Consider the following 25,754-nt stretch of genomic DNA (forward strand, 5'->3'; position numbering starts at 1 on the left):
AGATGAACTGTACGCAACCGGCCTGTTAAGAGATAACGGAAAGAATTTTACAACTTATCAAAATTTATTTTAGAAGCGTCAGCGCCCCGCGCGACGGTTTGACGCGCCTGCTGCCGTTACGCTGGCGCGAGGAAGCATTGAACAGCCCGATGCCGACAGCCGCCGGATACTGGCCCGATCAGCTGAGGCGGTCGAGCCAGCGCGCGTAGGCCTGATCCCACAGGGCGGCAGGCGTGCCCGCTTTGCCAAGGCCGAAGCCGTGGCCGCCGCGGCTGATCTCGATCAGCTCCACCGGCACGCGGTTGCGTCGACAGGTATCGCGCATCAGTTCAGTGTTGTAAGGATTGGAGACAGGATCATCCTCCGCCTGCGCCAGAAAGGTGGGCGGATAGCTGCGCGTCACATAGTTCTGCACCGACCAGTTCGCCTCTTCTGCCGGCGTCGCGCCGTTGCCCACCAGAATGCGGTGCGTGGTGGTATGGGTGTAGGGCGCTTCCAGGGTAATCACCGGATAGATCAAACCGACGCTGTCGACTTTCGGCACCACCTGATCCAGCTCATCCTGCGGTTCGTAGGCGCGGAAATCTGGACGCGCCGCCGCCATGCCGAGCAGATGCCCGCCGGCGGAGAACCCCAGCACGTGCACTTTACGCTCCAGCGAACGCACCAGGCGAATGGCGCGCTGCGCATCCTGCAGCGGCGCGAGATGGCCCGCCTGCCACTTCTCTTCCGGCAGGCGATAGCTCAGCACGTAGGCGGTATAGCCGTTGCTGTTGAGCCAGCGCGCCACCGGCCAGGCTTCGCGGCCCATGCCGATAAACTTATAGCCGCCGCCCGCCGCGATCAGCACCGCTTCGCCGTTGGGATTTTCCGGTTTAAACCGCTGGATCGCCGGGCTGACGATATTGGACCATGAGCCGTGCTTATTGACACGCAGCGGTCCAGACGGGCCGCCGCCGCCCGGCGGCTCGTCCGGCCACAGCGGAATGACCTCATCGCGGGCAAAGAGTTTGCCTGCGGTCATGGAAAGAAGGAGGGCTCCGGAACCCAAAAGAAAGTGTCGACGCGTGATCATGATGCCTGTTGAGTTAATGCCCGTAGCTGATCCAGACGCGCCTGTCTGCGGCGGCGCTGTTATTATGTGACGCATATCAATTGCTGGCGATTATGTACGCAATTCGGCACAAAATGCCACAAAAAAACGCGCCCTGAGGCGCGTTTGTGCAGAGTAAATAAGTGGCTTAATCTTCCTGCTGAAACTGCGTCATCACCGTTTGCTCGCACAGCTGCTCGTCGGCGCGGAGCTTGCCGCGCTCGTCTTCGCCCAGCTGCAGCCAGGCGTTCGCCACTTCGTTAGCAATATCCTCATCAAACTCCGGCTGGTTCATCGCGCTGGAGGATTTGCTCATCGCCGTATAGCTCTTCATTTTCTGCACGTAGGAATCCGCCGTGCCGACCTGGGTCTCCCCGCTGACGATATGGCACAGCTTGCTGGCATAGACGTTTTCCTGCGGGATGTTGGTCTCATCGCCAGCAGCCAGCGCGGCGGATGACGCCAGCATCCCCAGTAGAATCAATAACGGCTTTTTCATATCCACTCCTGTTTTAATCTGGTGAGGGTCACTCATCGTTCTGCCGGGCGGAAAGGCGCGCCGAGCGCCAGTTCAGCAACGGCGTGACCGTCACGCCATGAATGACAATGCTGCACACCACCAGTGTCAGCGCCATATCAACCATTGTTTCGGCCTGCTGTCCCGCCATGCCGTGTACCCAGGCGAAGGCGATGTAGTTAATACTGCCGATACCGCGAATGCCCAGCCAGCCGATCAGCAGACGACGCACCGGCGGTATGCCGCAGCGGAGCGTTGTCAGCCAGACAGCCAGTGGCCGCACTACGATAAATAATGCCAGCCCCAACAGGATGCCGTCGAGGTTCCAGTGGTGGGCAAGCGTCACGCCCAGCACCACCATCATCGCCGCCGCCAGCAGCCGCTCAATCGTATCACCAAATGAGAGCGCGTCGCTGACCACCAGCCCAACCGATTTCACCATATTGCCGCTTTCCCCGGCGTGCTCCAGACGATTGTTCGGGTTGACCAGCGCCTCGGCGGGCAGCACCCGCTCTTCTTCGCTTAGCTCTTCCGGCGGGAAGCTTTTGAAGACGCGCAGCTCGGCGCGGCGCAGCCCGACGCCGGCGGCGAAGGTCGCCAGAAAACCGGACGCACCCAGCGCTTCCGCTGCCGCATAGCTGAGCGCGATCAGCGCCAGCGCGAGAAAATCATTGGGCGCCACGTCACCATGGGCGTTGCGCAGCCGCGCAGCCAGTAAACCCACAAGGCGGCCGAACAGAAAGCCGAGCCCCAGACCGCCGCCGATACCCCAGATCACTTCAACCGCCGTCCAGTGCCCAAAGCTGCTCCAGGTCAGGCTTTCGCCGTTAAACAGCAACAGCGCCAGCACCAGCAGCGGCAGCGCCGATCCGTCGTTCATGCCCGCCTCGCTGGAGAGCGCCACGCGCAGCGCGTCGTTGTCGCGCGCGTCGTTAACGGAAATCAGGCTCGCCAGCACCGGATCGGTCGGCGCGACGATAGCGCCGAACGCCAGCGCCAGCGGCCAGTCGAAACCCACCAGCCAGTGCGCCAGCAGCGTCATGCCGCCGACCGTCAGCAGCATTGCCGGAAAGGCGAGCCGCATGCCCAGGCGCCAGCTGTGCGCGCGCAGCGGCAGGCGCAGCTTCAGCCCGGTGATAAATAGCGAGGCCGCCATGGTGATTTCGGTGATATGCGCGGCGGCTTGCGAATGTTTCAGAATATCGATCTGCACGACGTCGAACACCCAGGGTCCGCAGAGGATCCCGGCCAACAGGTAAAGCCCAAACGACGTCACCGGCCCGCGATGGATCCATCCCGACGCCAGCGACATTAATAACAGAAGGCAGCCGGTGGCCGCCATCCAGGCAAGAAAGTTCATAACGCTCCGTTTTCCCTGAAGATTATGTTTAATCCTGGCACAAGAGCGCGAAAGCGGGATCAGTTCTTCAGGTGCCGGCTCGCCAGGCGAAGCGCGAAACTGGCGGCGCCGGCCAGCGTGGCGAGCGTCACAACGCCGTTCCACCCCCAGCGCGCCAGCGCCAGACTGCCCAGCGCGGCGCCGGTCGCCATGCCGATAAACACCACGGTAAACAGCAGCGCGTTGAGGCGGCTGCGCGCTTCCGGGGCCAGGCTGTAAACCAGCGTCTGGTGCGCCACCAGCGTGGCCTGCACGCCTAAGTCGAAGCCGATGGTGCTGAGCACGATCAGCGCCAGCTGAGCAGGGATCGGCAGCGCAGGCAGCAGGAACATCAGCGCGAAGGAGACGGTGACCAGTCCGGCGCCGACGATGGTGACGCGCGCCGGGCCGATACGGTCGGCGATGCTGCCCGCCAGCGGCGCGGCCATGGCGCCCGCCGCGCCGGCCAGGCCGAAGGCGCCGGCAACCGCGCTATCGAGGTGGAAGCGATCGCTGAGCATCAGCGCCAGCGTCGACCAGAAGGCGCTAAAACCGACCGACAGCAAACCCTGCGCCAGCGCCGCGCGGCGCAGCGTCTGATGATGCTGCCAGAGATGCGCCAGCGACAGCAGCAGCCGCGGATAGCTTACCGAGGTGCCGGGCGTAAAACGCGGCAGCGCGCGCCACAGCGCCAGGCTGATGAAAAGCACCAGCGCCGCCGCCAGCCAGTACATGGCGCGCCAGCCGAAATACTCCGCCACTACGCCGCTCACCACGCGCGACAGCAGAATGCCCACCAGCAGGCCGGTCATCACCGTGCCAACCGTCTTGCCGCGGCTGCGCTCGGGCGCCAGCGCGGCGGAGGCCGGCACGATATCCTGCGCCACCGTCGCCGTCAGGCCGGTGGCGAAGCTGGCGATCAGCAGCGCGTTCAGGCCGCCGGAGAAGCCGCACAGCATCAGCGCCGCCACCAGCAGCAGCCCTTTGATCAGGATGATGGCGCGGCGATCGTGACGGTCGCCCAGCGGCGCCAGCAGCAGAATGCCCAGCGCATAGCCCATCTGCGTCAGCATCGGCACCATACCGACCGCGCCGACGCCGACGTTGAACTGTTTGCCGATGATATCCAGCATCGGCTGGCTGTAGTAAATCGAGGCCACGCTCAACCCTGCGCCTGCGGCAAGGGTAAAGACCAGGGGACCGGGCAATCTTTCGGCCGGACTGGCCGTAATGCTGTTAATCGCTGACATGATTTTCATCTCCACAGGGGTATGGCGTTTAGTAAAGCGAATTTCCGCCATACGCGGTAGACTGGCAAAAGGCAAAACTGTTATGCGTGGTACGTATGAAAAACTTAGCCAGTCCCGATCGTATCGAACTGATGCAGACGTTTATCCGCATCGTGGAAAGCGGCAGCCTGTCGGCAGCGGCCGCGCAGCTCAACACCACCCAGCCCACCATTAGCCGTCGGCTGCAGGCGCTGGAGCAGCGCCTTGGGCTCAAGCTGATCATGCGCACCACCCACGCGCTCAAGCTGACCGACGACGGCGAGCGCTGCTACGCCCATGCGCGCCAGCTGCTGGCGACCTGGCACGCGCTGGAGGATGAGCTGACCCACGCCAACGACGAGCCGGTCGGCACGCTGCGGGTGCGCGCGCCGCACGCCTTTGGCCAGGATCAGCTGGTCGCGCCGCTGGTGGAATACCTGATGCGCTACCCGCGCCTTAACGTGGAGTGGATGCTCAACGATCGCACGCCCGACTTTATCGCCGAGAATGTCGACTGCGCGATTCAGGTCGGCGCGCTGAGCGATCCCGCCATCGTGGCGATTTTGCTGGCGGAAGTGCCGCGCATCGTGGTGGCCTCGCCGGATCTGCTGGCGCGGCACGCGCCGGTTGACGTCGTAGAGCAGCTGGCGACGCTGCCCTGGCTGGCGCTGACCAGCTTTTACCGTAACGAGATTGCGTTACAGCGGATTGACGACGGCCAGCCGGTTAATATGGCGATTGCGCCGCGTCTGAGCAGCGACAGCCTCTACGCGGTGCGCAAAGCGGCATTAATGGGAATGGGCGCGGCGATCATGTCGTCGTGGGTGGTGCAGGAAGATTTAGCGCGCGGCGAACTGGTTCAGCTGACGCCGCAGTGGCAGGCGCCGCCTTTGCCGGTCTGGCTCACCTATCCCTGGGCGAGCTACTATCCGGCGCGCCTGCAGAAGTTTTTCGAGATGGTGCGGGAAGTGATGCCGCAGCTGACCGGCACGCGGCCAGCAGGGACGTTTCAGCGCTAAGAGGCGTAGCCGCCTCTTCGCTATTGCGCGGGCTTTTTCTCGTTTTTCGACATATTGTCCAGCCAGCCCATCACAAAGGCCGACAGCACAAAGGTCAGATGGATGATCACGTACCACATCAGCTTGTCGTTGGGCACGCTGCGCGCTTCCATAAACACGCGCAACAGATGGATAGAGGAGATAGCGACGATCGACGCCGCGACTTTGTTCTTCAGCGAGCCGGAGTCCATCTTGCCGAGCCAGCTCAGCTTCTCTTTATGTTCGTCGATATCGAGCTTAGAGACAAAGTTCTCATAGCCAGAGAGCATCACCATCACCAGCAGGCCACCTACCAGCGTCATGTCGACCAGCGCCAGCAGCAGCAAAATCAGATCGTTTTCCGCAATGCTGAGAATATTGGGCAGCAGGTGAAAAATTTCCTGGAAAAATTTAATCGTCAGCGCCAGCAAACCCAGCGAAAGTCCAATGTAAACCGGAGCCAGCAACCAGCGCGACGCATACATCAGGTTTTCGGTAAAACGTTCCATAATTTCCCACAGGTAATCAGACAGGTGAGGCAGTATAACCCATCCTCTGTGAAGTTATTTCAGCGCCTCTTCAGAAATTTCAGGCGCGGGCGGCAGCGGCAGGGAGAGACGGAATGCCACGCCGCCTTCAATGCGATTTTCAGCCCAGATACGTCCGCCGTGACTCTCGACGATGGTTTTGCAGATCGCCAGCCCCAGCCCGACGCCCGGCACAGACGACTCTTTATCGCCGCGCGCGAACTTGTCGAAGATGCGCGTCAGGTCTTTGTCGGCGATGCCCGGCCCGTTGTCCCACACCGCCATCTCCAGCCGCTCGCCGTCGCGCCAGGCGCGAATGCCGCGCTGCGCGCTGTTGCCGGCATATTTCAGGCTGTTCTCGATCAGGTTGGTCAGCACGCGCTCCAGCAGCGCGCTGTCGCCTTTAATCAGCACCAGCTCCGACGGCAGGTCGAGCGTGACGCCGTGCCCTTTCAGCGACGGCGCCATGCTGCTCAGCGCCCCGCCAATCACCTCGTCCAGCGCCAGCCACTCTTCGCGCAGGTTCAGTCCGCCCGACTGGATGCGGGCCATATCGAGCATATTGCTCACCAGCCGAATGGTGCTCAGCGTCTGCTCGCGGATCTGGTTCGCCTGCGTAACATACTTCGACTCTTCGCTGGCCAGGTCGAGCATCAGCATCTCCGCCTGGCCGAACAGCACGGTCAGCGGCGTGCGCAGATCGTGCGACAGCGCGGAGAGCAGCGCGTTGCGCAGCTGTTCGCGCTCCGCCGACAGCCGCGACGCCGCCTCGCTCTGCGACAGCGCCATCCGCTCCAGCGCGTTGGCGATCAGCACGGTAAAGGTCTCCACCAGCCGCTGCTGCTCGGGGATCATCAGCTGGCGCAGGTTCTGCGGCTCCACTACCAGCAGCCCGCGGCAGTGCGCGCCGCTCTTTAGCGGCAGGATCTGGTACGGCACGGCTGGCAGCGTATCGGTGCCCGCGCCGGCGGGCTGGCCCTTGCTGTAGCTCCATTTGGCGATGGCGCGATCCGGCTCGCTGCCAGGCGTCGCCGCGCCCGTCGCCACCAGCTCGCCCTGTTCGTCCGGCAGCAGCAGCAGGCTGCGCGCCTGCAGCGTGACGTCGATAACGCGCTGAGCGGTGGCGGCGATATCTTCAGGCGTCAGCGCGCTGCCCAGCGACTTCGCCATCTCGTAGAGGTGACGCGCGCGCTGCTCGCGGTAGCGCGCCACGCGCGCCTGATAGCGCACGCCGGCGGTAAGGTTGCCGACAATCACCCCCACCGCCAGCATCACCGCGAAGGTCACCAGATACTGCAAATCGGAGACCGCCACCGTGCCGGTCGGCGCGACGAAAAAGAGGTCGAAAGCGAGAATATTCATTACCGTGGCGATCACCGACGGCCAGCGCCCGTAGCGCAGCGCGATAATCACCACCGCCAGCAGGTAGATCATCACGCCGTTGGCGGTATCGAAGCCGGCCAGCAGCCAGCGCCCGGCGGCGGTCACCGCGATACAGAGCAGCAGCGCCATCAGCACGCCGCGCAGCGGCAGGCGCCAGCGGTCGCCGCCGACGCGCGCGTCCGCTAACGTCGAGGCCTCGGCGGCAGGCTCGTCGAGCGCCACCACCAGCAGGTCGAGATCTGGCCCCAGCTTGCCGAGGCGCGTGGCGAAGCTGTCGCGATGCCAGCGCCGCAGCGGGCGACGGCCGGTAACGATTTTGCCAAGGTTATGTTCGCGGGCGTAGCGCAGCACCGCCTGCGCCTCGTCGGGATCGGAGAGCGTGGCGGTCTCCGCCCCCAGCTCCTGCGCCAGCTGCAGGGTTTTCAGAATGGCGCGCCGTCGCGCTTCCGGCAGCCGGTTAAGGCGCGGCGTCTCCACATAGACCGCGTGCCACTCGCTGCCGAGCCGCGCCGCCAGCCGCGCGGCGGTGCGCACCAGCTTTTCGCTGCCGGAGTCGTCGCCGATGCAGAGCAGAATGGCGTCGCGCGTGTGCCAGACGCGGTCGCGGCCCTGCTGGTCGCGCCAGGCGCGCATCTGGTCGTCCACGCGGTCGGCGGTGCGCCGCAGCGCCAGTTCGCGCAGGGCGAACAGGTTGCCCTTGCGAAAGAAGTTTTCGATGGCGCGCTCCGCGCGATCGCCGACGTAGACCTTGCCCTCTTTCAGGCGCTGGCGCAGATCGTCCGGCGGCAGATCCACCAGCACCACCTCATCGGCGCTGTCGAAAAAGGGGTCGGGAACGGTTTCGCGCACGCGAATGCCGGTAACGCCGCCTACGACGTCGTTAAGGCTTTCAAGGTGCTGCACGTTGACGGTGGTGATCACGTCGATGCCCGCGTCCAGCAGCTCGTCGATATCCTGCCAGCGCTTGGGATGGCGCGATCCCTGCACGTTGGTGTGCGCCAGCTCGTCCATCAGGATCACCGCCGGATGGCGCGCCAGCGCCGCGTCCAGATCGAACTCGGCATGACGCGAGCGGCCGGTGGCGCGCCGCGGCAGCACCGCGAGCCCGCGCAGCAAGCTGGCGGTCTCTTCCCGCCCGTGCGTCTCTACCACGCCGATCAGCACGTCGAGCCCCTGCGCGCGCAGCCGCTGCGCCTCCTGCAGCATGGCGTAGGTTTTACCTACCCCCGCGCAGGCGCCGAAGTAGATTTTCAGCTTGCCGCGATGGCTGTCGGCCTGCTGCAACAGCAGCGCGTCGGGATCGGGGCGTTCGCGTTCGTCGTTCATTACGTCCTTCAGGGTTGAGTCAGCGCGTCCAGCGCCAGATTAAGCCGCAGCACGTTGACGGTGGGATCGCCGCTAAAGGCGAGCAGCGGCCGCTCCGTATTGGCGTCGATTAAATCCTCTACCGTTTTCAGCGGCAGCTGACGCGCAGTGGCGACGCGCGGCGCCTGCCAGTGCGCGGCGGCGGGCGAAATCGCCGGATCCAGGCCGCTGGCCGAGGCGGTCACCAAATCGACCGGCACCGCCTGCGGCGAGAGCGGATTGGCGGCGCGCAGCGCGGCGACGCGTTCCGCCACTGCCTTGTCCAGCGCCGGATTGCTTGCCGCCAGATTGCTGCCGCTCGACGCCAGCGGATTATAGGGCGCGTCGCCGGTCGCTGACGGTCGCCCCCAGAAATAGCCGGGTCGGGTAAAGTTCTGGCCGATCAGCGCCGACCCGCGCTCTTCGATCAGCGAGCCGTTGGCCTGCGCCGGAAACAGCCACTGGGCCAGGCCGGTAGTGAGTAAAGGATACCCCACGCCGGTGGCCAGGGTGAGCAGCAGTAAAACTAACATTGCCGGACGTAACTGACTCATTTTTTTCTCCTTATGCCAGACCCAGCAGCACCAGCAGCAGGTCGATGGCTTTAATGCCGATAAAGGGCACCAGCAGCCCGCCCAGGCCATAAATCAGCAGGTTGCGGCGCAGCAGCGCCGCGGCGCTCAGCGGCCGGTAGCTCACGCCCTTCAGCGCCAGCGGGATCAGGAAGACGATCACCAGCGCGTTAAAAATCACCGCCGACAGGATCGCCGACGACGGCGAATGCAGATGCATGACGTTCAGCAGGTTGAGCTGCGGGTAGGTCGCCGCGAAGGCCGCCGGAATAATGGCGAAATATTTGGCGACGTCGTTGGCGATGCTGAAGGTGGTGAGCGAGCCGCGCGTCATCAGCATCTGCTTGCCGATATGCACCACCTCCAGCAGCTTGGTGGGGTTAGAGTCGAGATCCACCATGTTGCCCGCCTCTTTCGCCGCCTGGGTGCCGGAGTTCATCGCCACCGCCACGTCAGCCTGCGCGAGCGCCGGGGCGTCGTTGGTGCCGTCGCCGGTCATCGCCACCAGCCGGCCTTCCGCCTGATACTGGCGGATCAGCGCCAGCTTCGCTTCCGGCGTCGCTTCCGACAGAAAGTCGTCGACGCCCGCCTCCGCCGCGATCGCCGCCGCGGTCAGCGGGTTGTCGCCGGTGATCATCACGGTTTTGATGCCCATCTTGCGCAGCTCGGCGAAACGCTCTTTGATGCCGCCTTTCACGATATCTTTTAGCGCCACCACGCCCAGCACCTTCGCCCCTTCCGACACCACCAGCGGCGTGCCGCCGGCGCGCGCCACCTCTTCCACCAGCGCGTTGACCTCTGTCGGGAAGCGGCCGCTGTTGGCTTCGATATGGCGTTTCACCGCGTCCACCGCCCCTTTGCGGATCAGCCGGTCCTGCACATTGACGCCGCTCATGCGCGTCTGCGCCGAGAAGGGAATAAAGCTCGCGCCCAGGCTGTTAAGGTCGCGCTCGCGCAGGTTGAAGCGCTGTTTCGCCAGCACCACGATGCTGCGCCCCTCGGGCGTCTCATCCGCCAGCGAGGCGAGCTGCGCCGCGTCGGCCAGCTGCTCTTCGCTGACGCCCGGCGCGGGCAGAAACTGCGTCGCCTGACGGTTGCCGAGCGTAATGGTGCCGGTCTTGTCCAGCATCAGCACGTCGACGTCGCCCGCTGCCTCGACCGCGCGCCCGCTGGTGGCGATCACGTTGGCGCCCAGCATGCGGCTCATGCCCGCCACGCCGATGGCGGAGAGCAGGCCGCCGATAGTGGTCGGGATCAAACAGACCAGCAGCGCCACCAGCACCGTGACGCTGACCGGCGCGCCGCCCCACGCCGAGAAAGGCCAGAGCGTGACGGTCGCCAGCAGAAACACGATAGTCAGCGACACCAGCAGAATGGTCAGCGCGATCTCGTTAGGGGTTTTCCGCCGCTTCGCGCCTTCCACCATGGCGATCATGCGATCGAGAAAGGTCTCGCCTGGATTGACGCTGCACTGAATCACCAGCCAGTCGGAAAGAATGCGCGTGCCGCCGGTTACCGAGGCGAAGTCGCCGCCCGACTCGCGGATCACCGGCGCGGATTCGCCGGTAATGGCGCTCTCTTCCACCGAGGCGCCGCCCTCCAGCACTTCGCCGTCGCAGGGAATAATATCGCCCGCCTCCGCCAGCACGATATCCCCTTTGCGCAGGCTGTCGGCAGAGACCTGCTGCCACTGGCCGCCATGGCGCGGCTCAGCCAGCTTTTTCGCAAAGCTGGTTTTCTTGACCCCTTTCAGGCTGCTCGCCTGCGCCTTGCTGCGCCCTTCCGCCAGCGCTTCGGCGAAGTTGGCGAATAGCACGGTGAACCAGAGCCAGAGGGCGATGGCGCCGGTAAAGCTGGCGCTGCCGTCGAGCCAGCCGCCCGCCATGCCCAGCGCCAGCAGCGTAGTGAGCAGGCTGCCGAGCCAGACCACGAACATCACCGGATTGCGGAACTGCACGCGCGGATCCAGCTTTTTCAGCGCGTCGACCAGCGCGACGCGCATCAGTGCGCCGTTCAGCGCCTGTTGTTGACGACTCATGAGTGCGTACCCTGAAGAAGTTGCAGATGCTCGGCGACTGGACCCAGCGCCAGAGCGGGAATAAAGGTCAGCGCGCCCACCAGCAGCACCGCGCCGATCAGCAGCGCGATAAACAGCGGGCCGTGCGTCGGCAGCGTGCCGTTGCCCACCGGCTGCGCCTTTTTCACCGCCATGCTGCCCGCCAGCGCCATCACCGGAATGATGATGCCGAAGCGGCCGACCAGCATGCAGAACGCCAGCAGCAGGTTCCAGAACGGCGTGTTAGCGCTCAGCCCCGCAAAGGCGCTGCCGTTGTTATTAGCGGCGGACGAAACGGCATAGAGCACTTCGCTAAAGCCGTGAATGCCGGGATTCGCCATGCCGGCGCGGCCCGCGTCGGTCATCATCGCCAGCGCGGTGCCGAGCAGCACCAGCGTCGGCGTCACCAGAATCGCCAGCGCGGTCATCTTCATTTCGCGCACGTCGACCTTTTTGCCGAGGTATTCCGGCGTGCGGCCGATCATCAGGCCGGCGATAAACACCGCCAGCACCACGAAAAGCAGCATGCCGTAAAGGCCTGCGCCGACGCCGCCGAACACCACCTCGCCCAGCTGCATCAGCCACATCGGCACCATGCCGCCCAGCGCGGTGAAGGAGTCGTGCATCGCATTCACCGCGCCGCACGACGCGGCGGTCGTAATCACCGCAAACAGGCTGGAGTTAAGAATGCCGAAGCGCGTCTCTTTGCCTTCCATGTTGAGGGCGCTGTCGGCGCCGAGCGCCAGCAGGTGCGGGTTGCCGCGCGTTTCCGCCCACATCACCGCCACTACCGCGACGACGAACATCAGCGACATCGCCCAGAGCAGCATATGGCCCTGGCGACGGTCGCGCACCGCATAGCCAAAGGCGAAGCAGAGCGCCGCCGGGATGAGAAATATCGCCAGCATCTGCACGAAGTTGGTCAGCGCGTTGGGGTTCTCGAACGGATGCGCCGAGTTGACGTTAAAGAAGCCGCCGCCGTTGGTGCCCAGCATCTTGATCGCCTCCTGCGACGCCACCGGCCCCATCGCCAGCGTTTGCTGCGCCCCTTCCAGCGTGGTGACGGCGTGGTACGGCAGGAAGTTCTGAATGCTGCCCTGGCTGACGAACAGCAGCGCCATCAGCAGGCTGATCGGCAGCAGCACGTAGAGCGTGATGCGCGTCAGATCGCGCCACGCGTTGCCGAGCGTATCGGTGGCGCGGCTGGCGAAACCGCGGATCAGCGCGAACGCCACCGCGATGCCGGTCGCCGCCGACACGAAGTTCTGCACCGTCAGGCCGACCATCTGGCTGAAATAGCTCAGAGTGCTCTCCCCGCCGTAGGACTGCCAGTTGGTATTGGTAACGAAGCTGACTGCGGTATTGAGCGCCAGATGCCAGCTGAGCGCGGGCAGCTGCTGCGGGTTGAGCGGCAGCCGATCCTGCAGCAGCAGGATCGCCGTCAGCAGCAGCAGGCCGAGCAGGTTAAACAGCAGGATCGCCAGCAGGTAGTGCGGCCAGCGCATGGTGGGCGCCTCTGCACCGAGCAGGCGCCAGAGCGGACGCTCGACGCCCGGCAGCACCGGCTTGTCGGCAATCAGCACGGCCAGCCCGCGCCCCAGCGGCTGCGCCAGCGCCATTAACGCCGCGAGAAATACGGCAATCAGTAAAAACGCATTGGCGGCCATCAAAACGCCTCCGCATTCAGCAGGGCATAGATCAGGTAGCCCAGTAACAAAAACACCAGCACGATGCCGGTTATTACGCCCACGCTCACAGCGACCTCCAGAGGGATCAGGGTTTCGCGTTAGCCTGCGCCCATCGGTATAAAGAAGCGGTTAAATTGCGTATAGCGGGCGTAAAAAAGTTATAAAAATGGCAAATAAACAGGCGGATGACCGCGCGCAGCCGCCTTTTTTAGTTATAAAACCCAGCGCCGCAACGCAATGGCTCCGCCGCCGTTGTGAAGACGACTGATATTCATTATCATTTCTATTTCCTTGCGAAATAATTGTGATGCGTTCCCTTTTTTCTCTGCTGCTGTTGCTGCTGTGCAGCGGCGCCTGCCTCGCCAAATCGATCGTCGATATTACCGGCCAGCGCGTAACCCTGCCCGATCGTCCCCAGCGCATCATCCTGGGCGAAAGCCGCATGCTCTATACGCTGGCGCTGATCGTGCCCGGTAACCCGGCGGCGCGCGTCGCAGGCTGGCCGGCGGATATGGCGAAGTACGACCCGCAAAGCTGGCGCCAGTTCACCACCGCTTTCCCGGCGATCAAGGCGGTGCCCCAGCTCGGCACCGGCGCGCTGCGCGACCTTAATCCCGAACAGGTGATCAGGCTGAAGCCCGACCTGATTATCCTGCCGCGCCTGGCGAAAAGCGGCGCGGAAGAGGCGCATTTCCGCCAGCTGATGCAGCAGGTCAATATTCCGGTGATCTATGTCGACCTGCGCGTTGATCTGCTCAACAACACGGTGCCGAGCCTGAAAATCCTGGGCGAGGTATTCGACCATCCGCAGCGTGCGCAGGCGTTTATCGATTTCTATCAGCAGCATATGGACAAGGTGCGCGACCGGCTGGCGGGCTATCAGGGCGCAAAAACCCGCGCGATGCTGCATCTGCATCTGGGCCGCCGCGACACCTGCTGCACCACGGCGGTCAACGGCAATCTTGGCCAGCTGCTCGCCTTTGCCGGCGGCGACAATATCGCCGCCGACGCGGTAAAAGGGGTGTTCGGCGAGATCAATCCCGAGCAGGCGCTGGCCCAGCCGCCGCAGGTCTATATCGCGACCGGAATGGCGGATGCGGACGATGACAGCACGCTGCAGCTCGGCCCAGAGGTCGGCGCCGATCGGGCGGCCGTCAGCCTGCAAAGGCTGCTCGCCGCGCAGCCGGTTATCAGCCAGCTCGAGGCGGTGAAAAACCACCGCGCGTATGGCCTGTGGCACAACTTTTATCTCAGTCCGTGGCACGTGGTAGCGGTAGAGTTCTTTGCAAAAGCGCTCTACCCGCAGCTGTTCGCCGATCTCGATCCGCACCGCACGCTTGAACAACTTTATCAGCGCTTTCTGCCGCTGAATTTATCAGGGACCTTCTGGAGCCAGTTACCGCAATGAAACACCTCTCTTCTCTCCTGCTGGGCGGCACGCTGCTCTCCGGCAGCCTGCACGCGCAGGAAACCACGCTGCTGGTCACGCAGGACGCAGCGTCGCAGGAAGATGGCTACCAGCCGCACAGCAGCGTGACCGCCACGCGCGCGCCGGCAAAGATTATCGATACGCCGCAGAACGTCACCGTGGTGCAGCGGCAGGTACTGCAGGACAGCGACGCGCAGGATCTCGACGACGCGGTAAAATTTGTCAGCGGCATTACCCAGGCCAATACGCTGGGCGGCACGCAGGATGCGCTGATCAAGCGCGGATTCGGCGATAACCGTGACGGCTCTATCCTGCGCGACGGCGTGCGCTCGATTCAGGCGCGCAACTTCACCCCCACCAGCGAGCGCGTCGAGGTGCTGAAAGGCCCCTCTTCCATGCTCTACGGCATGAACGAGCCGGGCGGCCTGGTCAACGTCATCAGCAAGAAGCCGCTGCTGACGCCGCAGGCGCATCTGGAAGGCCGCAACAGCAGCTTCGGCGGCGGCGGCGGGCAACTCGACGTGACTGGCCCGCTAGGCACCAGCGGCTTTGCGGGTCGGCTGATCGTCGATCACGACGAGACCGATTACTGGCGTAATTTCGGCCGCACGCGCCAGACGGTGGTTGCGCCGTCGCTGATGTGGTTTGGCGAGCGCACCACCCTGCGCGTCGCCTGGGAGCATATGGAGTACCTGGTGCCGTTCGATCGCGGCACGGTGATCAACCCCAAAACCGGCAAGCCGGTGAACACGCCGCGCGAAGAGCGCTTCGACGAACGTTTCAACGCCACGCGCGGCGATCAGGATACCCTGACGCTGGCCGCCGACCGGATCCTCAACGACAGCTGGACGGCGCATCTCAACTACAGCTTTACGCGCAACGCCTATAGCGACCATCAGGCGCGCGCCACCGCGTTCAACGCCGACACCGGCGCGCTGACGCGTCAGGCCGACGCGACCGGCGACGCGCAGAGCCGCTCGCAGATGGTGCAGCTGACGCTTAACGGCGACGTCGACTGGGGCCGCGTCAACCATCAGCTGCTGGCGGGATTCGACTACGAAGCTGACCGCACCTTCCGCGGCGATATGCTGCGCGGCAAGAAAAACAGCCGCTTCAATATCTGGCATCCGGTGTATGACGAGATGTCATCCAGCTCTACGGTAAGCGCCGCCGACAGCGATCAGCGCGAGAATATCGACAGCCGCGGCCTCTTTTTGCAGGATGCCATCCGCCTGACGCCGAACTGGCTGCTGCTGGGCGGCCTGCGCTACGATAGCTTCGACGTGATGGCGGGCAAAGGCCGTCCGTTCGTCGCCCGCACCCGCAGTTCCGACAGCCGGCTGGTGCCGCGCGCCGGCGTGGTTTATAACCTCAACGGCTGGTCGAGCCTCTACGCCAGCTACACCGAATCCTTTAAGCCCAATTCCTCTATCGCCACCGAGATCGGCGCGCTGCCGCCGGAGCTGGGCAAAGCCTGGGAAGTCGGCGGCAAGATCGATCTGCCCAACGGCGTGACCGGCACGCTGGCGCTGTTTGATATTCAGAAGCGCAACGTGATGGTGGATGAGCTGGTGGACGGCGAGAGCGTAACGCGCACCGCCGGGAAGGTGCGCTCGCAGGGCGTCGAACTCGATCTGGCGGGCAAGCTGACCGACGCGCTCAGCCTGGTGGGCAGCTACGCCTGGACCGACGCGCGCGTCACCGCCGATCCGGCCAATAACGGCAACAGCATGAGCAATACCGCGCGCCATACCGCCGCGCTGTTCCTGACCAACGATTTTGGCGCCACCGGCCTGCTGGCGGCAGACGATTTGCGCGCAGGCGTCGGCGCGCGCTACGTCGGCCGCCGCCCCGGCGATGCGGCCAACAGTTTTTATCTGGATGACTATACGGTGGCGGACGCTTTTGTCGCCTGGCAAACGCCGCTTAACCATTACCGCGTGAAGTGGCAGGTTAACGTCAACAACCTGTTCGATAAGACATATTACCCGTCCAGCGGCAACAATCTGCGCGTCGCGGTGGGTGAGCCGCGCGAGATCGTGCTGCGCGCCAGCGTCGATTTTTAACTCGCCAGCGCCCAGACGCGATTGAGATCGGCGTTTTTCCACAGCGGGCTCTCTTCTGCGCCGATAATGCTGTCGGTGCAGAAGCTGTCGCCGAGATCGATGCGTTCCGGCCTGACTTCGCGCTGCGCATGCAGCGACCAGAAGGCGTGCACCACCGGTTTCAGCAGCGATTGCTCGCCCGCCTTTACCACCAGCGCGACGCGTCCCGACGCCAGCCGTACCAGCGACCCTACCGGGTAGATGCCGATGGCGCGCACGAAGAGGTGCAGGATCTGCTGGTCGAAATGGCCGCGCCAGTTCAGCATATTGTGCATCGCTTCGGCGGGGGTCCAGCCCTTGCGGTAGACGCGCGTCGACGTAAGCGCGTCATAAACGTCGCACACCGCCGCCATGCGCGAGTAGAGCGAGATCTCGTCGCCTTTCAGCCGGTGCGGATAGCCGCTGCCGTCAACCTTTTCATGATGATGCAGGGCGATATCCAGCAGATCGACGTCGGCGTCCGCCTCCATCAGCATCTGCGCGCCAACCACCGGATGCTGGCGCATCACCTCGAACTCTTCGTCGCTGAGCTTACCGGGCTTGTTGAGGATCTCCAGCGGCACCGCCGCCTTACCGACGTCATGCAGCAGCCCGCCCATGCCGACGCGCCGCACCTGGTTGTCATCCAGCCCGAGCTGCTGCGCCAGCGTAATCATCAGACCGCAAACCGCCATAGAGTGCAGCCAGGTATAATCGTCATGGTTTTTGAGGCGCGCCACGCTCAGCAGCGCGGTCGGCTCGCGCCGGATAGAGCCGGCGATCTCGTCCACCAGATCCAGCATGCCCGCCAGGTTCAGACGATGGCCGAGGCGCGCCTCATTGAACATCGCCATCACCTGCGTTTTGCCCTGCTGGAAAATCTGCTGCGCCTGGTCCAGCTCCTGAAAAAAGGGCGTGCGTTCGACGGGTTTTTTATCCGCCGACGGCGCGGCAGGCGCCTGCACCGATCGATTCAGATCGATCCAGAGCCGCTGGATCCCTTCATCGCGCAGCATCGCGATCTGCCGCGGATCGGTTACCAGCATCTGATTGCGGATGCGTTTATCTTTAATCCACCAGACCTCGAGCTTATGGATAAACATCCCTGGCCGCAGCTCGTCGACGGTGATTTGTTTAATCACGATATCTCTCCTAAGGATCGCTCCTGGTAGAGAGATATCGGCAAGTGAGGAAATTTTCTTCAGTGAGAATGAAGTGGTCGGTGGTCGGCGCAGCGCGCCGACCTGGCGGAAACCTTATATCGCCTTGATGCCGTGCGCCGCTTTTTGCGCCTCGCGCGCCGCTTCCGGCGTCTGCGTTTCGCCGACGCGCACGATCGGTCCCATTACGAACAGGAACAGCAGCGCGGCGACCACGCAGTGCGCGCCGACAAATCCCAGCCCGATGCTGTAGCTGCCGGTCAGCCCGACGATCACGCCGAACAGCAGCGGCGTGACGAAGCCGGCAATATTGCTGACGCCGTTGAATATGCCGCCTGCAAGGCCGACCGCCTCTTTCGGCGCGGTATCGCTAATCACCGTCCAGGTTCCTGCGCCCGCCGCCACGCCCTTGCCGAAAAAGGCGAAAGACATAATGGCGATAATGCCGAGGTTGCTCGGGATTACCGCCGCCATCACCAGCGACGCCGCCATTAACATGCCGATAATAAACGGCGTTTTGCGCGCCCAGGAGAGGCTCCAGCCGCGTTTGATCAGCATATCGGAGATATAGCCGCCGCTGATGCCGCCGAGAAAGCCGAACAGCGCGGGCGCGATGGTGGCGAAACCGGCGTCCATGATATTCATGCCGCGCGCCTGCACCAGATAGATGGGGAACCAGGTAATAAAAAAGTAGCTGAGCGCGATGGTGCAGTACTGACCGAGATAGGCGCACCAGAGCATGCGGCTGGAGAGCAGGGTTTTGAACATCTTTTTATTCAGCGCAGGCCGCGCCTTCAGGGTATGGGGCGCATCGATATCCACCAGCGCCCCGCCGTCGACGATATAGTTCAGTTCGCTTTCAGAGACGCCGGGATGCTTGCGCGGCTCGCGCATATAGGCCGCCCAGACGAATACCGCCAGCACGCCGATGCCGCCCAGCACGAAGAAGGGCCACTCCCAGCCGAAGCGCGAGACCAGCCAGCCGGAAAGCGGCGAGAAAATAGCCACGGCGAAGTACTGCGCCGTGCTAAACAGCGCGGAGGCGCGACCGCGTTCTGCGCCGGGAAACCACATGATCACTACGCGCGCGTTTGCCGGAAAGGCGGGCGCTTCTATCAGCCCCAGCGCAAAGCGCAGCGTAAACATCAGCACCAGCGCGGCGGTCATACCGCCCGCCAGCTCGCCGACGAAGCCCATCGCAATGGTGGAAAGCGACCAGAGCGCCAGCGTGATGCCGTAAATTTTTTTCGCGCCGAAGCGGTCAAGCAGCAGGCCGCCGGGGATCTGGCCGATCACATAGGCCCAGCTAAAGGCGGAGAGGATCAGGCCGAGCTGGATCGCCGACAGTCCAAACTCATCTTTTATCGCCGATCCGGAGATCGACAGGATCGAGCGGTCAGCATAGGCCACTACCGAAAGAAACAGGATCAGGCAGAGGATCCAGATACGCACGCGGGTGGGCCGCGCGGCAGAGTGCGCTTTTGTCATCAGGTGAATTCCTTAAAAAGGAGGCGTACCGCCCCGGAAAAATGATCAGGAATACCGCGTTGAACGCCCTGTGGAGGAAATATAGGTAGCAGGCGAAGGGTTGGTCATTGGGCGAGTGGTGAAATCATGCGCGCTATCTGGCACTGTTTTTGGCAGCCTTCACAACGCAGCTTGCGACGCCGCACATAAGCGGCAAAAACGTTGGCCGCCGCGCAGGGAATGTGCGCCAGCTCCAGGAAATCATGGCGCGCTGCGCTATGAAACGCAGCGGCGTGCATTATTTTTGGCCGCCTGGCCGTCGATCAACGCATCGCTGGAAAAGGATTTGGCACCCAGCTGGTGCTGGATGCGCTGCGCGTTGCTTACTCTGCGGCGGATGCCGTCGGCATCTACGCCGTTATGGTAGAAGCCAAAGATGATCAGGCCGCCGGTTTTTATCGGGAGGCGATGCGCTTCATTCCGCTCAAAACAGAGGACGGGAAACTGAAATTCTTCTTCCCCGTCGCCAGCATCGCGCCGCTACTGTGAATAGTTTTCGCGCAGCATCGCCATCAAAATAATATCGTGATAGTCGCCGTCGCGCAGGCAGGCCTTACGGCGCACCCCCTCCTGCTCGAAGCCGAGGCGTTCATAGAGCCGCCGCGCGCGCGCGTTGTCGTGAAAGACTTCCAGTTCTACGCGCGTCGCGCCCAGCCAGTTGAAGGCGTAATCGAGGCCGTTGCGGATTAAACGTTCGCCGATGCCGCGTCCGCTGAAAGCGGGATCGACGCCGATGCCGAAGCTCAGGCCGTGCCGGGTGCGCGGCCGGTTTTCAATGAACAGCGTCAGTTCGCCGACCATTTTTCCATCCAACTCCGCGACAAAACCGATATAGCCTTCGCTATCCATACGTTCGAATTTTTTCTGCCATGTCGCCACGCTGGGAAACGGCAGCTGCGTGGTCCAGCGATAGACCTCAGGCTGGCTGTAAAGGCGCTGATACGCAGCGGCATCACTGGGTTCGCGACCGCGAATGGTTAATTCCATATCGGTAATCCCTTTTAAGTTGCACTAAGCTGTTTACTCTCCCCAGACGTAAAGAGAGACGTTATGTTGTATCGCCGTTTCGAACGTTTTATCAATATTTTCCAGGATGCTCCATCCGATTCGCCGCCAGGCCGCATCGGCGCCTTCTATTTTTACTATCTGCGTCAGGTATGGCCAAGCTTCGCGGCCTTGCTGGTGGTGGGGCTGGGATCGGCGCTGATTGAGGTGGCGCTGTTTAGCTACCTCAGCCGTATTATCGACCTGGTCAACGGCGCGACGCCCGACACGCTCTTTGCCGATCACTGGCCTGTTCTGCTGTGGATGGCGTTTGTCGCGCTGATCCTGCGTCCAGTCTTTATCGCGCTGCACGATATGCTGGTGCATCAGAGCATTAATCCCGGCATGACCAGCATGATCCAGTGGCAGCAGCATAACTACGTGCTGCGCCAGAGCCTGAACTTCTTTCACAACGACTTTGCCGGACGTATCGCCCAGCGCATTACCCAGACCGGCAACGCGCTGCGCGATTCGGCGGTACAGCTGGTCGACGCCATCTGGCACGTGCTGATTTACGCCATCACGTCGCTGGTGCTGTTTGCGGAAGCTGACTGGCGGCTGATGATCCCGCTGGTGATCTGGATCGTCGCTTATATCGCCTCGCTGCGCTATTTTGTGCCGCGCGTAAAGGCGCGATCCGTGGTGGCGTCGCAGGCGCGATCGAAGCTAATGGGCACCATCGTCGACGGCTACACCAATATCTCAACGCTCAAACTGTTTGCGCATCACGATCTGGAAAAGCGCTACGCGCGCGAGGCGCTGCAGGAGCAGACCGATAAAAACCATCGGCTGAGCCGCATGGTCACCAGCATGGACGTGACGCTCTCCTCGCTTAACGGCCTGCTGATCGTGTCGACTTCTGGCCTGGCGCTCTGGCTATGGAGCCAGTCGCTAATCAGCGTAGGCGCTATCGCGCTGGCGACCGGTCTGGTGGTGCGCCTGGTCAATATGTCCGGCTGGATTATGTGGGTGGTGAACGGCATTTTCGAGAATATCGGCACGGTGCAGGACGGCATCAACACCATCGCCCAGCCGCTCAGCGTCCAGGACGCGCCGCAGGCGAAAGCGCTGAAGGTCACGCGCGGTCAGATCCGCTATGAGGATATCCGCTTTGACTACGGCGGCGGTCATCAGGTGATTAACCGTCTTAACCTCCATATCAAACCCGGCGAGAAAATCGCCCTGATCGGCCCTTCCGGGGCGGGCAAGTCGACGCTGGTGAACCTGCTGCTGCGCCTCTATGACCTGAACGGCGGCCGCATCACCATTGACGATCAGAATATCGCCGAGGTGACGCAGGCGAGCCTGCGCAGCCAGATCGGTATGATTACCCAGGATACCTCGCTGCTGCACCGCTCAATCCGCGAGAACCTGCTCTACGGTCGTCCCGACGCCACCGAAGAGGAGCTGCAGGCGGCGATTCGCCGCGCGCGCGCCAACGAGTTTATTCCGCGCCTTTCCGATGCCGAAGGGCGCACCGGGCTGGACGCACACGTCGGCGAACGCGGGGTGAAGCTCTCCGGCGGCCAGCGCCAGCGCATCGCCATCGCCCGCGTGCTGCTGAAGGATGCACCGATTCTTATCATGGATGAGGCAACCTCGGCGCTCGACTCCGAGGTGGAAGCGGCGATTCAGGAAAGCCTGGGCACGCTGATGGAGGGCAAAACGGTTATCGCCATCGCGCACCGTTTATCGACCATCGCCAAAATGGATCGCCTGATCGTGCTGAATAAAGGACATATCGTCGAGATGGGCAACCACAGCGAGCTGCTGGCGCACAACGGCCTCTATGCCCGACTGTGGCGCCACCAGACCAGCGGGTTCGTCGGCGACCACTAATCGCCGCGTCGATACGGCAAGGCGTTGCGCGCCTCATCGGCCCAGTCGCGCACGCCTTCTCGTTCTTCCTGAAGAAAATCCGCTACCGCATCACGCAGGCCGGGATGCGTCAGATAGTGCCAGGAGGTGGTGAGCTGCGGCTCAAAGCCGCGCACCAGCTTATGCTCACCCTGCGCGCCGGCGTCGAAACGCTTCAGGCCCGTGCCGATGGCATAGTCCATGCCCTGATAGAAGCAGGTCTCGAAATGCAGGCGATCGAACTCGGCCAGGCAGCCCCAGTAGCGCCCGTATAGCGTCTCGCCATCCACCAGACAGAACGCCATCGCCGCCGGCTGCTGCTGCAGATGCGCGATCGCCACGCGAATGCTGTGCGGCATTCGCGCCGCCAGCAGGCTAAAAAAGCTGCGAGTAAGGTAGGGCCGCTGGCCGCGCACCGCATAGGTGTTGGCGTAGCAGGTATAGACGAAATCCCACTGCTCCTCGCGCAGCTCGTCGCCGCGATACCAGGTGAATTCAAAGCCGCTCTGCGCCACCCGCTCGCGCTCTTTCCGCAGCTGTTTGCGCTTGCGCGACATCAGCGTATCGAGAAAGTCCTGAAAATCTCGGTAGCCGCGATTATGCCAGTGGTACTGGCAGCCGAGCCGCATCAGCCACTCCGGCTGCTGGCGCAGCAGCGCGTCGCCGGGCGCGTCGGTAAAGTTGATATGGGCGCTGCTCAGCCCCTGTTGATGCAGCGTCTCCGGCAGCGCGGCGAGCAGCTGCGCGGCGGCCTGCGCGTCCCCCAGCAGGCGCGCGCCGGTCACCGGGCTGAAGGGGATCGCGCCCAGCCATTTTGGATAGTAGCGAATGCCCGCGCGCTGGCAGGCGTCCGCCCAGGCGTGATCGAAGACATATTCGCCCCATGAGTTGCGCTTGCGGTAGCCGGGCAGCGCAGCGCGCAGCGCGCCCGCTTCCCGCCACAGCAGATGATCCGGTTGCCAGCCGCTTTCGGCGCGTACGCTGCCGCTCTCTTCCAGCGCCAGCAGAAAGGCGTGGCGTAAAAAAGGCTGATCGTCGGGCAGCAGCGCGTCCCATTCAGCGGCATCGACATCCGCCAGCGAAGCAAGGTGAAGGAGAGGCATGTAAAGCTCCGGGACAGATCGAATTGAAGGTTAGTCAAGCAGGTTTTGCCGCGCAGCGAAAGAGGTTGCGCGAATAGCCCTAAAAACCGGAGATGAAACATATGGAATCTAACCGGTGCGCTGTTCTCCTTACTGGCCATTTTGGGCAAAAGACTCATTGTGACGATACCTGCGCAATGATGGCGATCCTCTCCAGATGCTGGCCATAAATGGCATTCTCAATGATGGCGAAAACAGGTACGCCAGTACTTGACCAACAGGATTATATTTTAGCGCTCGGGACAGCGCATAGCCGCAGGTGCGATACAAAATAATTATTATTCCGAACAGTAGATTTTTTTGCGCTTTGCTACTGCCGGGCCTGTTTAATTATGAAAAGACTCGCAATTTCTCACATTCACTCTTGCCTTTTTTTGCCGCTCACTGAGATAATCGGGAATAATTCAGTTTTGAACCACCCTGTTTATGCTTTGGCGAGCACGTTATTATTTCAGAATGAAAAAGCATAACAATGTGTCTCTACTGGAACCAGACATTAAAGAAAACCGTCTCTTTTCCATTGTTATTATGAACTATGTAAAAAATCTCTTATTGAGCACCTTTCCTGTCTGTGAAGGCGAATATAAAAAAGTATCCTTATGACCCTATTGGTCAGCTTATCACTCTGCTCTCAGAGGCTAACCGCCCATTAAGCAGCTATGAAATTTGCAAAAAAGTTACTGATAAAACTTCGTACATTGAGAAATGATTTATCCTGTTATAAGGATTTGCTATATAAATGCGGGATGGAAGTTAACGCCTGCCCGGGAAAAGGTTACCAGTTAATTATCTTTGACAGCGATAAATATTATTTATGAAGGAAGTTGCAAATACTTAATATCGGCATCATTATAACACCCCATCGATTTCCAGCAGCGCGTTGAATACATTGTTCGCTTTTTACTTTCCACTCAACGCTATAGTAAACTTGACGATCTGGCAGAAGAAATATTTATCAGCCGATCCAGCCTGAAAAAATGCATGAAAGAAGTCCGTAATATATTAAAAAACTTTAACCTTGATCTGCAAACTAAAACAGCGCAGGGTGTAAAAGTGACCGGCGATGAGCTTAATATCCGCCAGGCCATTGCCAATTATTTATTTTACGAAACAGACTGCATTGAGCTTAATGATGGCAAGCCTAAAACGGTTCGAAAAAAATCGCCTCTGTTTTGAATAAGGTGTTAGTCTCAAGCCAGTTGCAGCTGACGGATACCGGGTTTCAGAATTTAGTTATACATATTGAAATAGCGATAATGCGCATCGAAAATTATCACGGTAATATTGAACTGCCCATAAGCTATTCAGCCCTGTAAAAGCGCGATGAATACAGCATTGCGGAGCGCATCGTCAGAGAGCTTGAGCAGACACTCTCTATAACCTTTCCAGAACCTGAACGCTATTTTATCGCTATTTACTTGGCTGGAAAACGCAGCCTTCATTATCAGGCATTTATCCTCTCACACGATGCAGGTTATTTATTCGACAAAGTCTGCCAGAGAATAAAAGAAAGCTTTTCCCTTGATCTTATGGATGATTTTGAAATTTTTCACCTGCCGTCTTTGCATGTTACTCTAATGATAGATCGTCTGAAATGGGGGTTGAAAGACAATAATCCTCGGCTCGAAGAGATTAAAATGGAGAATCCGAAAGCTTATGAAATTGCAGCCATAGCGGGAAAAGTAATACAGCAGGAGACAGGGCTGCTGATAAATGAAGAAGAAATTGGCTACTTTGCTATTCATTTTGCGTTGGCGCTGGAGCGTAAAGACGCGTCCCGCCAGCGTTATAATCTCATTATCGTCTGTGCCAGCGGAATGGGCAGCTCACAATTATTGCTTAATAGAATACGCCAGCGCTTTGCTGATTCCATTGGTCAAACCAAAGTACTACAACTTTATGAGCTAAAAGACTACGACCTGGCACATTACGTTCTTATCATCTCTACGGTCGACATTCCTTTTAAAACGGCCCTTCCCTCCATTCGCGTTAATTACTTTTTCGGTGACGGCGATATCAACAGAGTGGCAGGATGGTTCAGCAAAAGACAGCCGCCATCCTGCTCGGTAAGCCATTACTTTAGCCAGGAACTCTTTTTCACCGATCTCCAGAGCACCGAGCGCTATCAACTGCTTAAAGAGCTCTGCCAGCGCGTCGCTGAACGCATGCCCGTCGGGCCAGATTTCTTTGCCAACGTCGCGGAGCGGGAAAAGCTCTCAGCTACGGCTTTTGGCAATGCTATTGCCTTCCCTCATCCCTTACAGCCTTATGGCGATAAAACCTTTGTTGCCGTTGCCTTACTTAATAAACTGGTTAGCTGGGACAGGCATGACGTGCGTTATATTTTTATGCTGAATATCCGTAAAGGCGAAAAAGAGCCGCTACAGTGACTGCATGAGAGCCTTATTTCACTTATGGATAACAGCAGCAAACTAGCGGCTCTGGATAGCTGTCCTACTTTTTCCATGCTGATGAAACTTCTCTCGGGTAATACGTTGCCGCCTCAACATTAACCTTGTTGAACATGCCGCCTCTGCTGCGGCAAAAGTCTGTAACACTCCCTACGTTCGCCCTGAATATAATGACTTATCCATGTCACAGGCTACTTATCCCCGTGAATATAGCGATATAGCCTATGAGCAGGCGCT

21 protein-coding genes and 1 pseudogene are annotated in these 25,754 nt (G+C 61.1%); 8 read left to right on the forward strand and 14 right to left on the reverse strand.

Annotated elements, in window-relative coordinates; genetic code table 11:
- Positions 1–178 precede the first annotated feature (178 nt).
- The 4 genes from HA46_RS03985 to HA46_RS04000 all read right to left on the reverse strand — a co-directional run bounded on the left by HA46_RS03985 (position 179) and on the right by HA46_RS04000 (position 4,238).
- The gene (locus HA46_RS03985) at positions 179–1,075 is read right to left on the reverse strand and encodes an alpha/beta hydrolase (RefSeq protein WP_084882240.1); all 897 of its coding nucleotides are present in this window, start codon (positions 1,073–1,075) and stop codon (positions 179–181) included.
- A gap of 166 nt (positions 1,076–1,241) precedes the next feature.
- Positions 1,242–1,592, reverse strand: a complete 351-nt coding sequence (locus tag HA46_RS03990) for a hypothetical protein (RefSeq protein WP_084882241.1) — start codon at positions 1,590–1,592, stop codon at positions 1,242–1,244.
- A 28-nt stretch (positions 1,593–1,620) separates the two neighbouring features.
- Positions 1,621–2,970 (reverse strand): cation:proton antiporter, encoded by a 1,350-nt coding sequence (locus tag HA46_RS03995; RefSeq protein WP_084882242.1) that lies wholly within the window; start codon positions 2,968–2,970, stop codon positions 1,621–1,623.
- Positions 2,971–3,029: 59 nt separating this feature from the next.
- Complete coding sequence (locus HA46_RS04000; protein WP_084882289.1) at positions 3,030–4,238, reverse strand: MFS transporter; 1,209 nt, start codon at positions 4,236–4,238, stop codon at positions 3,030–3,032.
- 95 nt (positions 4,239–4,333) lie between these two features.
- Between HA46_RS04000 and HA46_RS04005 the strand changes: the two genes are divergently transcribed.
- Positions 4,334–5,275: a LysR family transcriptional regulator gene (locus HA46_RS04005; RefSeq protein WP_084882243.1), complete on the forward strand. Its 942-nt coding sequence runs from the start codon at positions 4,334–4,336 to the stop codon at positions 5,273–5,275.
- A gap of 20 nt (positions 5,276–5,295) precedes the next feature.
- Here the strand turns inward: HA46_RS04005 and HA46_RS04010 are convergent, their stop codons facing one another.
- From HA46_RS04010 to kdpF, 6 genes are read right to left on the reverse strand one after another with little or no spacing between them, the layout of a single operon-like run.
- Positions 5,296–5,802, reverse strand: coding sequence for a TIGR00645 family protein (locus HA46_RS04010; protein WP_033792708.1), 507 nt, complete (start codon positions 5,800–5,802; stop codon positions 5,296–5,298).
- A 54-nt stretch (positions 5,803–5,856) separates the two neighbouring features.
- Positions 5,857–8,529, reverse strand: coding sequence for a two-component system sensor histidine kinase KdpD (gene kdpD / locus HA46_RS04015; protein WP_033792709.1), 2,673 nt, complete (start codon positions 8,527–8,529; stop codon positions 5,857–5,859).
- 8 nt (positions 8,530–8,537) lie between these two features.
- Positions 8,538–9,101, reverse strand: coding sequence for a potassium-transporting ATPase subunit KdpC (gene kdpC, locus HA46_RS04020; RefSeq protein ID WP_084882244.1), 564 nt, complete (start codon positions 9,099–9,101; stop codon positions 8,538–8,540).
- A gap of 10 nt (positions 9,102–9,111) precedes the next feature.
- Positions 9,112–11,157, reverse strand: coding sequence for a potassium-transporting ATPase subunit KdpB (gene kdpB / locus HA46_RS04025; protein WP_084882245.1), 2,046 nt, complete (start codon positions 11,155–11,157; stop codon positions 9,112–9,114).
- Positions 11,154–12,842 (reverse strand): potassium-transporting ATPase subunit KdpA, encoded by a 1,689-nt coding sequence (gene kdpA, locus HA46_RS04030; protein ID WP_033792714.1) that lies wholly within the window; start codon positions 12,840–12,842, stop codon positions 11,154–11,156. Before kdpA ends, kdpB begins: the two co-directional genes overlap by 4 nt.
- The gene (gene kdpF, locus HA46_RS04035) at positions 12,842–12,931 is read right to left on the reverse strand and encodes a K(+)-transporting ATPase subunit F (RefSeq protein ID WP_033753373.1); all 90 of its coding nucleotides are present in this window, start codon (positions 12,929–12,931) and stop codon (positions 12,842–12,844) included. The genes kdpA and kdpF overlap by 1 nt, the downstream gene beginning before the upstream one ends.
- Positions 12,932–13,170: 239 nt before the next feature.
- Here kdpF and HA46_RS04040 point away from each other — a divergent pair, with 239 nt between their 5' ends.
- On the forward strand, positions 13,171–14,271 hold the full coding sequence (locus tag HA46_RS04040) for an ABC transporter substrate-binding protein (protein WP_084882246.1): 1,101 nt from the start codon (positions 13,171–13,173) through the stop codon (positions 14,269–14,271).
- Entirely contained in the window at positions 14,268–16,358 is a 2,091-nt protein-coding gene (locus tag HA46_RS04045; RefSeq protein ID WP_084882247.1) for a TonB-dependent siderophore receptor, read from the forward strand. The genes HA46_RS04040 and HA46_RS04045 overlap by 4 nt, the downstream gene beginning before the upstream one ends.
- On the opposite strand, the gene HA46_RS04050 is transcribed toward HA46_RS04045, so the two are convergent.
- Both HA46_RS04050 and HA46_RS04055 read right to left on the reverse strand, forming a co-directional pair.
- Positions 16,355–17,518 (reverse strand): HD-GYP domain-containing protein, encoded by a 1,164-nt coding sequence (locus tag HA46_RS04050; protein WP_084882248.1) that lies wholly within the window; start codon positions 17,516–17,518, stop codon positions 16,355–16,357. The genes HA46_RS04045 and HA46_RS04050 overlap by 4 nt on opposite strands.
- Before the next feature lie 114 nt (positions 17,519–17,632).
- Positions 17,633–19,024: an MFS transporter gene (locus tag HA46_RS04055; RefSeq protein ID WP_084882249.1), complete on the reverse strand. Its 1,392-nt coding sequence runs from the start codon at positions 19,022–19,024 to the stop codon at positions 17,633–17,635.
- A 291-nt stretch (positions 19,025–19,315) separates the two neighbouring features.
- Between HA46_RS04055 and HA46_RS04060 the strand changes: the two genes are divergently transcribed.
- Positions 19,316–19,552 carry a hypothetical protein gene (locus HA46_RS04060; protein WP_280174244.1) on the forward strand — a complete coding sequence of 79 codons (237 nt, stop codon included), beginning with the start codon at positions 19,316–19,318 and terminating at the stop codon, positions 19,550–19,552.
- On the opposite strand, the gene HA46_RS04065 is transcribed toward HA46_RS04060, so the two are convergent.
- Positions 19,544–20,050 (reverse strand): GNAT family N-acetyltransferase, encoded by a 507-nt coding sequence (locus tag HA46_RS04065; protein ID WP_033792721.1) that lies wholly within the window; start codon positions 20,048–20,050, stop codon positions 19,544–19,546. The two genes, HA46_RS04060 and HA46_RS04065, sit on opposite strands and share 9 nt — an antisense overlap.
- 63 nt (positions 20,051–20,113) lie before the next feature.
- Here HA46_RS04065 and HA46_RS04070 point away from each other — a divergent pair, with 63 nt between their 5' ends.
- Positions 20,114–21,946 (forward strand): ABC transporter ATP-binding protein, encoded by a 1,833-nt coding sequence (locus HA46_RS04070; protein ID WP_084882250.1) that lies wholly within the window; start codon positions 20,114–20,116, stop codon positions 21,944–21,946.
- On the opposite strand, the gene HA46_RS04075 is transcribed toward HA46_RS04070, so the two are convergent.
- Positions 21,943–23,067 (reverse strand): GNAT family N-acetyltransferase, encoded by a 1,125-nt coding sequence (locus HA46_RS04075; protein ID WP_084882251.1) that lies wholly within the window; start codon positions 23,065–23,067, stop codon positions 21,943–21,945. The genes HA46_RS04070 and HA46_RS04075 overlap by 4 nt on opposite strands.
- A 900-nt stretch (positions 23,068–23,967) precedes the next feature.
- Between HA46_RS04075 and HA46_RS04080 the strand changes: the two genes are divergently transcribed.
- The 3 genes and pseudogenes from HA46_RS04080 to HA46_RS04085 all read left to right on the forward strand — a co-directional run bounded on the left by HA46_RS04080 (position 23,968) and on the right by HA46_RS04085 (position 25,496).
- Positions 23,968–24,282: a helix-turn-helix domain-containing protein gene (locus HA46_RS04080; protein ID WP_084882252.1), complete on the forward strand. Its 315-nt coding sequence runs from the start codon at positions 23,968–23,970 to the stop codon at positions 24,280–24,282.
- A 155-nt stretch (positions 24,283–24,437) separates the two neighbouring features.
- A pseudogene (locus HA46_RS21520) lies at positions 24,438–24,521 on the forward strand (hypothetical protein); the annotation flags it as partial.
- Positions 24,522–24,524: 3 nt separating this feature from the next.
- Positions 24,525–25,496 (forward strand): BglG family transcription antiterminator, encoded by a 972-nt coding sequence (locus HA46_RS04085; RefSeq protein ID WP_084882253.1) that lies wholly within the window; start codon positions 24,525–24,527, stop codon positions 25,494–25,496.
- The last annotated feature ends 258 nt before the right edge of the window (positions 25,497–25,754 follow it).

It is taken from the genome of Pantoea septica (genome assembly GCF_002095575.1).
Classification (GTDB): Bacteria; Pseudomonadota; Gammaproteobacteria; order Enterobacterales; family Enterobacteriaceae; genus Pantoea; species Pantoea septica.

Excerpts from the sequence above, each read along its gene's own strand:
- HA46_RS04010 (WP_033792708.1), bottom strand. The coding sequence starts at position 5,802 with ATGGAACGTTTTACCGAAAACCTGATGTATGCGTCGCGCTGGTTGCTG.
- HA46_RS04065 (WP_033792721.1), bottom strand. The coding sequence starts at position 20,050 with ATGGAATTAACCATTCGCGGTCGCGAACCCAGTGATGCCGCTGCGTAT.
- kdpD (WP_033792709.1), bottom strand. The coding sequence starts at position 8,529 with ATGAACGACGAACGCGAACGCCCCGATCCCGACGCGCTGCTGTTGCAG.
- kdpB (WP_084882245.1), bottom strand. The coding sequence starts at position 11,157 with ATGAGTCGTCAACAACAGGCGCTGAACGGCGCACTGATGCGCGTCGCG.
- HA46_RS03985 (WP_084882240.1), bottom strand. The coding sequence starts at position 1,075 with ATGATCACGCGTCGACACTTTCTTTTGGGTTCCGGAGCCCTCCTTCTT.
- kdpA (WP_033792714.1), bottom strand. The coding sequence starts at position 12,842 with ATGGCCGCCAATGCGTTTTTACTGATTGCCGTATTTCTCGCGGCGTTA.
- HA46_RS04000 (WP_084882289.1), bottom strand. The coding sequence starts at position 4,238 with ATGTCAGCGATTAACAGCATTACGGCCAGTCCGGCCGAAAGATTGCCC.
- HA46_RS04040 (WP_084882246.1), top strand. The coding sequence starts at position 13,171 with ATGCGTTCCCTTTTTTCTCTGCTGCTGTTGCTGCTGTGCAGCGGCGCC.
- HA46_RS03995 (WP_084882242.1), bottom strand. The coding sequence starts at position 2,970 with ATGAACTTTCTTGCCTGGATGGCGGCCACCGGCTGCCTTCTGTTATTA.
- HA46_RS04070 (WP_084882250.1), top strand. The coding sequence starts at position 20,114 with ATGTTGTATCGCCGTTTCGAACGTTTTATCAATATTTTCCAGGATGCT.
- HA46_RS03990 (WP_084882241.1), bottom strand. The coding sequence starts at position 1,592 with ATGAAAAAGCCGTTATTGATTCTACTGGGGATGCTGGCGTCATCCGCC.
- kdpC (WP_084882244.1), bottom strand. The coding sequence starts at position 9,101 with ATGAGTCAGTTACGTCCGGCAATGTTAGTTTTACTGCTGCTCACCCTG.
- HA46_RS04055 (WP_084882249.1), bottom strand. The coding sequence starts at position 19,024 with ATGACAAAAGCGCACTCTGCCGCGCGGCCCACCCGCGTGCGTATCTGG.
- HA46_RS04045 (WP_084882247.1), top strand. The coding sequence starts at position 14,268 with ATGAAACACCTCTCTTCTCTCCTGCTGGGCGGCACGCTGCTCTCCGGC.
- HA46_RS04005 (WP_084882243.1), top strand. The coding sequence starts at position 4,334 with ATGAAAAACTTAGCCAGTCCCGATCGTATCGAACTGATGCAGACGTTT.
- HA46_RS04075 (WP_084882251.1), bottom strand. The coding sequence starts at position 23,067 with ATGCCTCTCCTTCACCTTGCTTCGCTGGCGGATGTCGATGCCGCTGAA.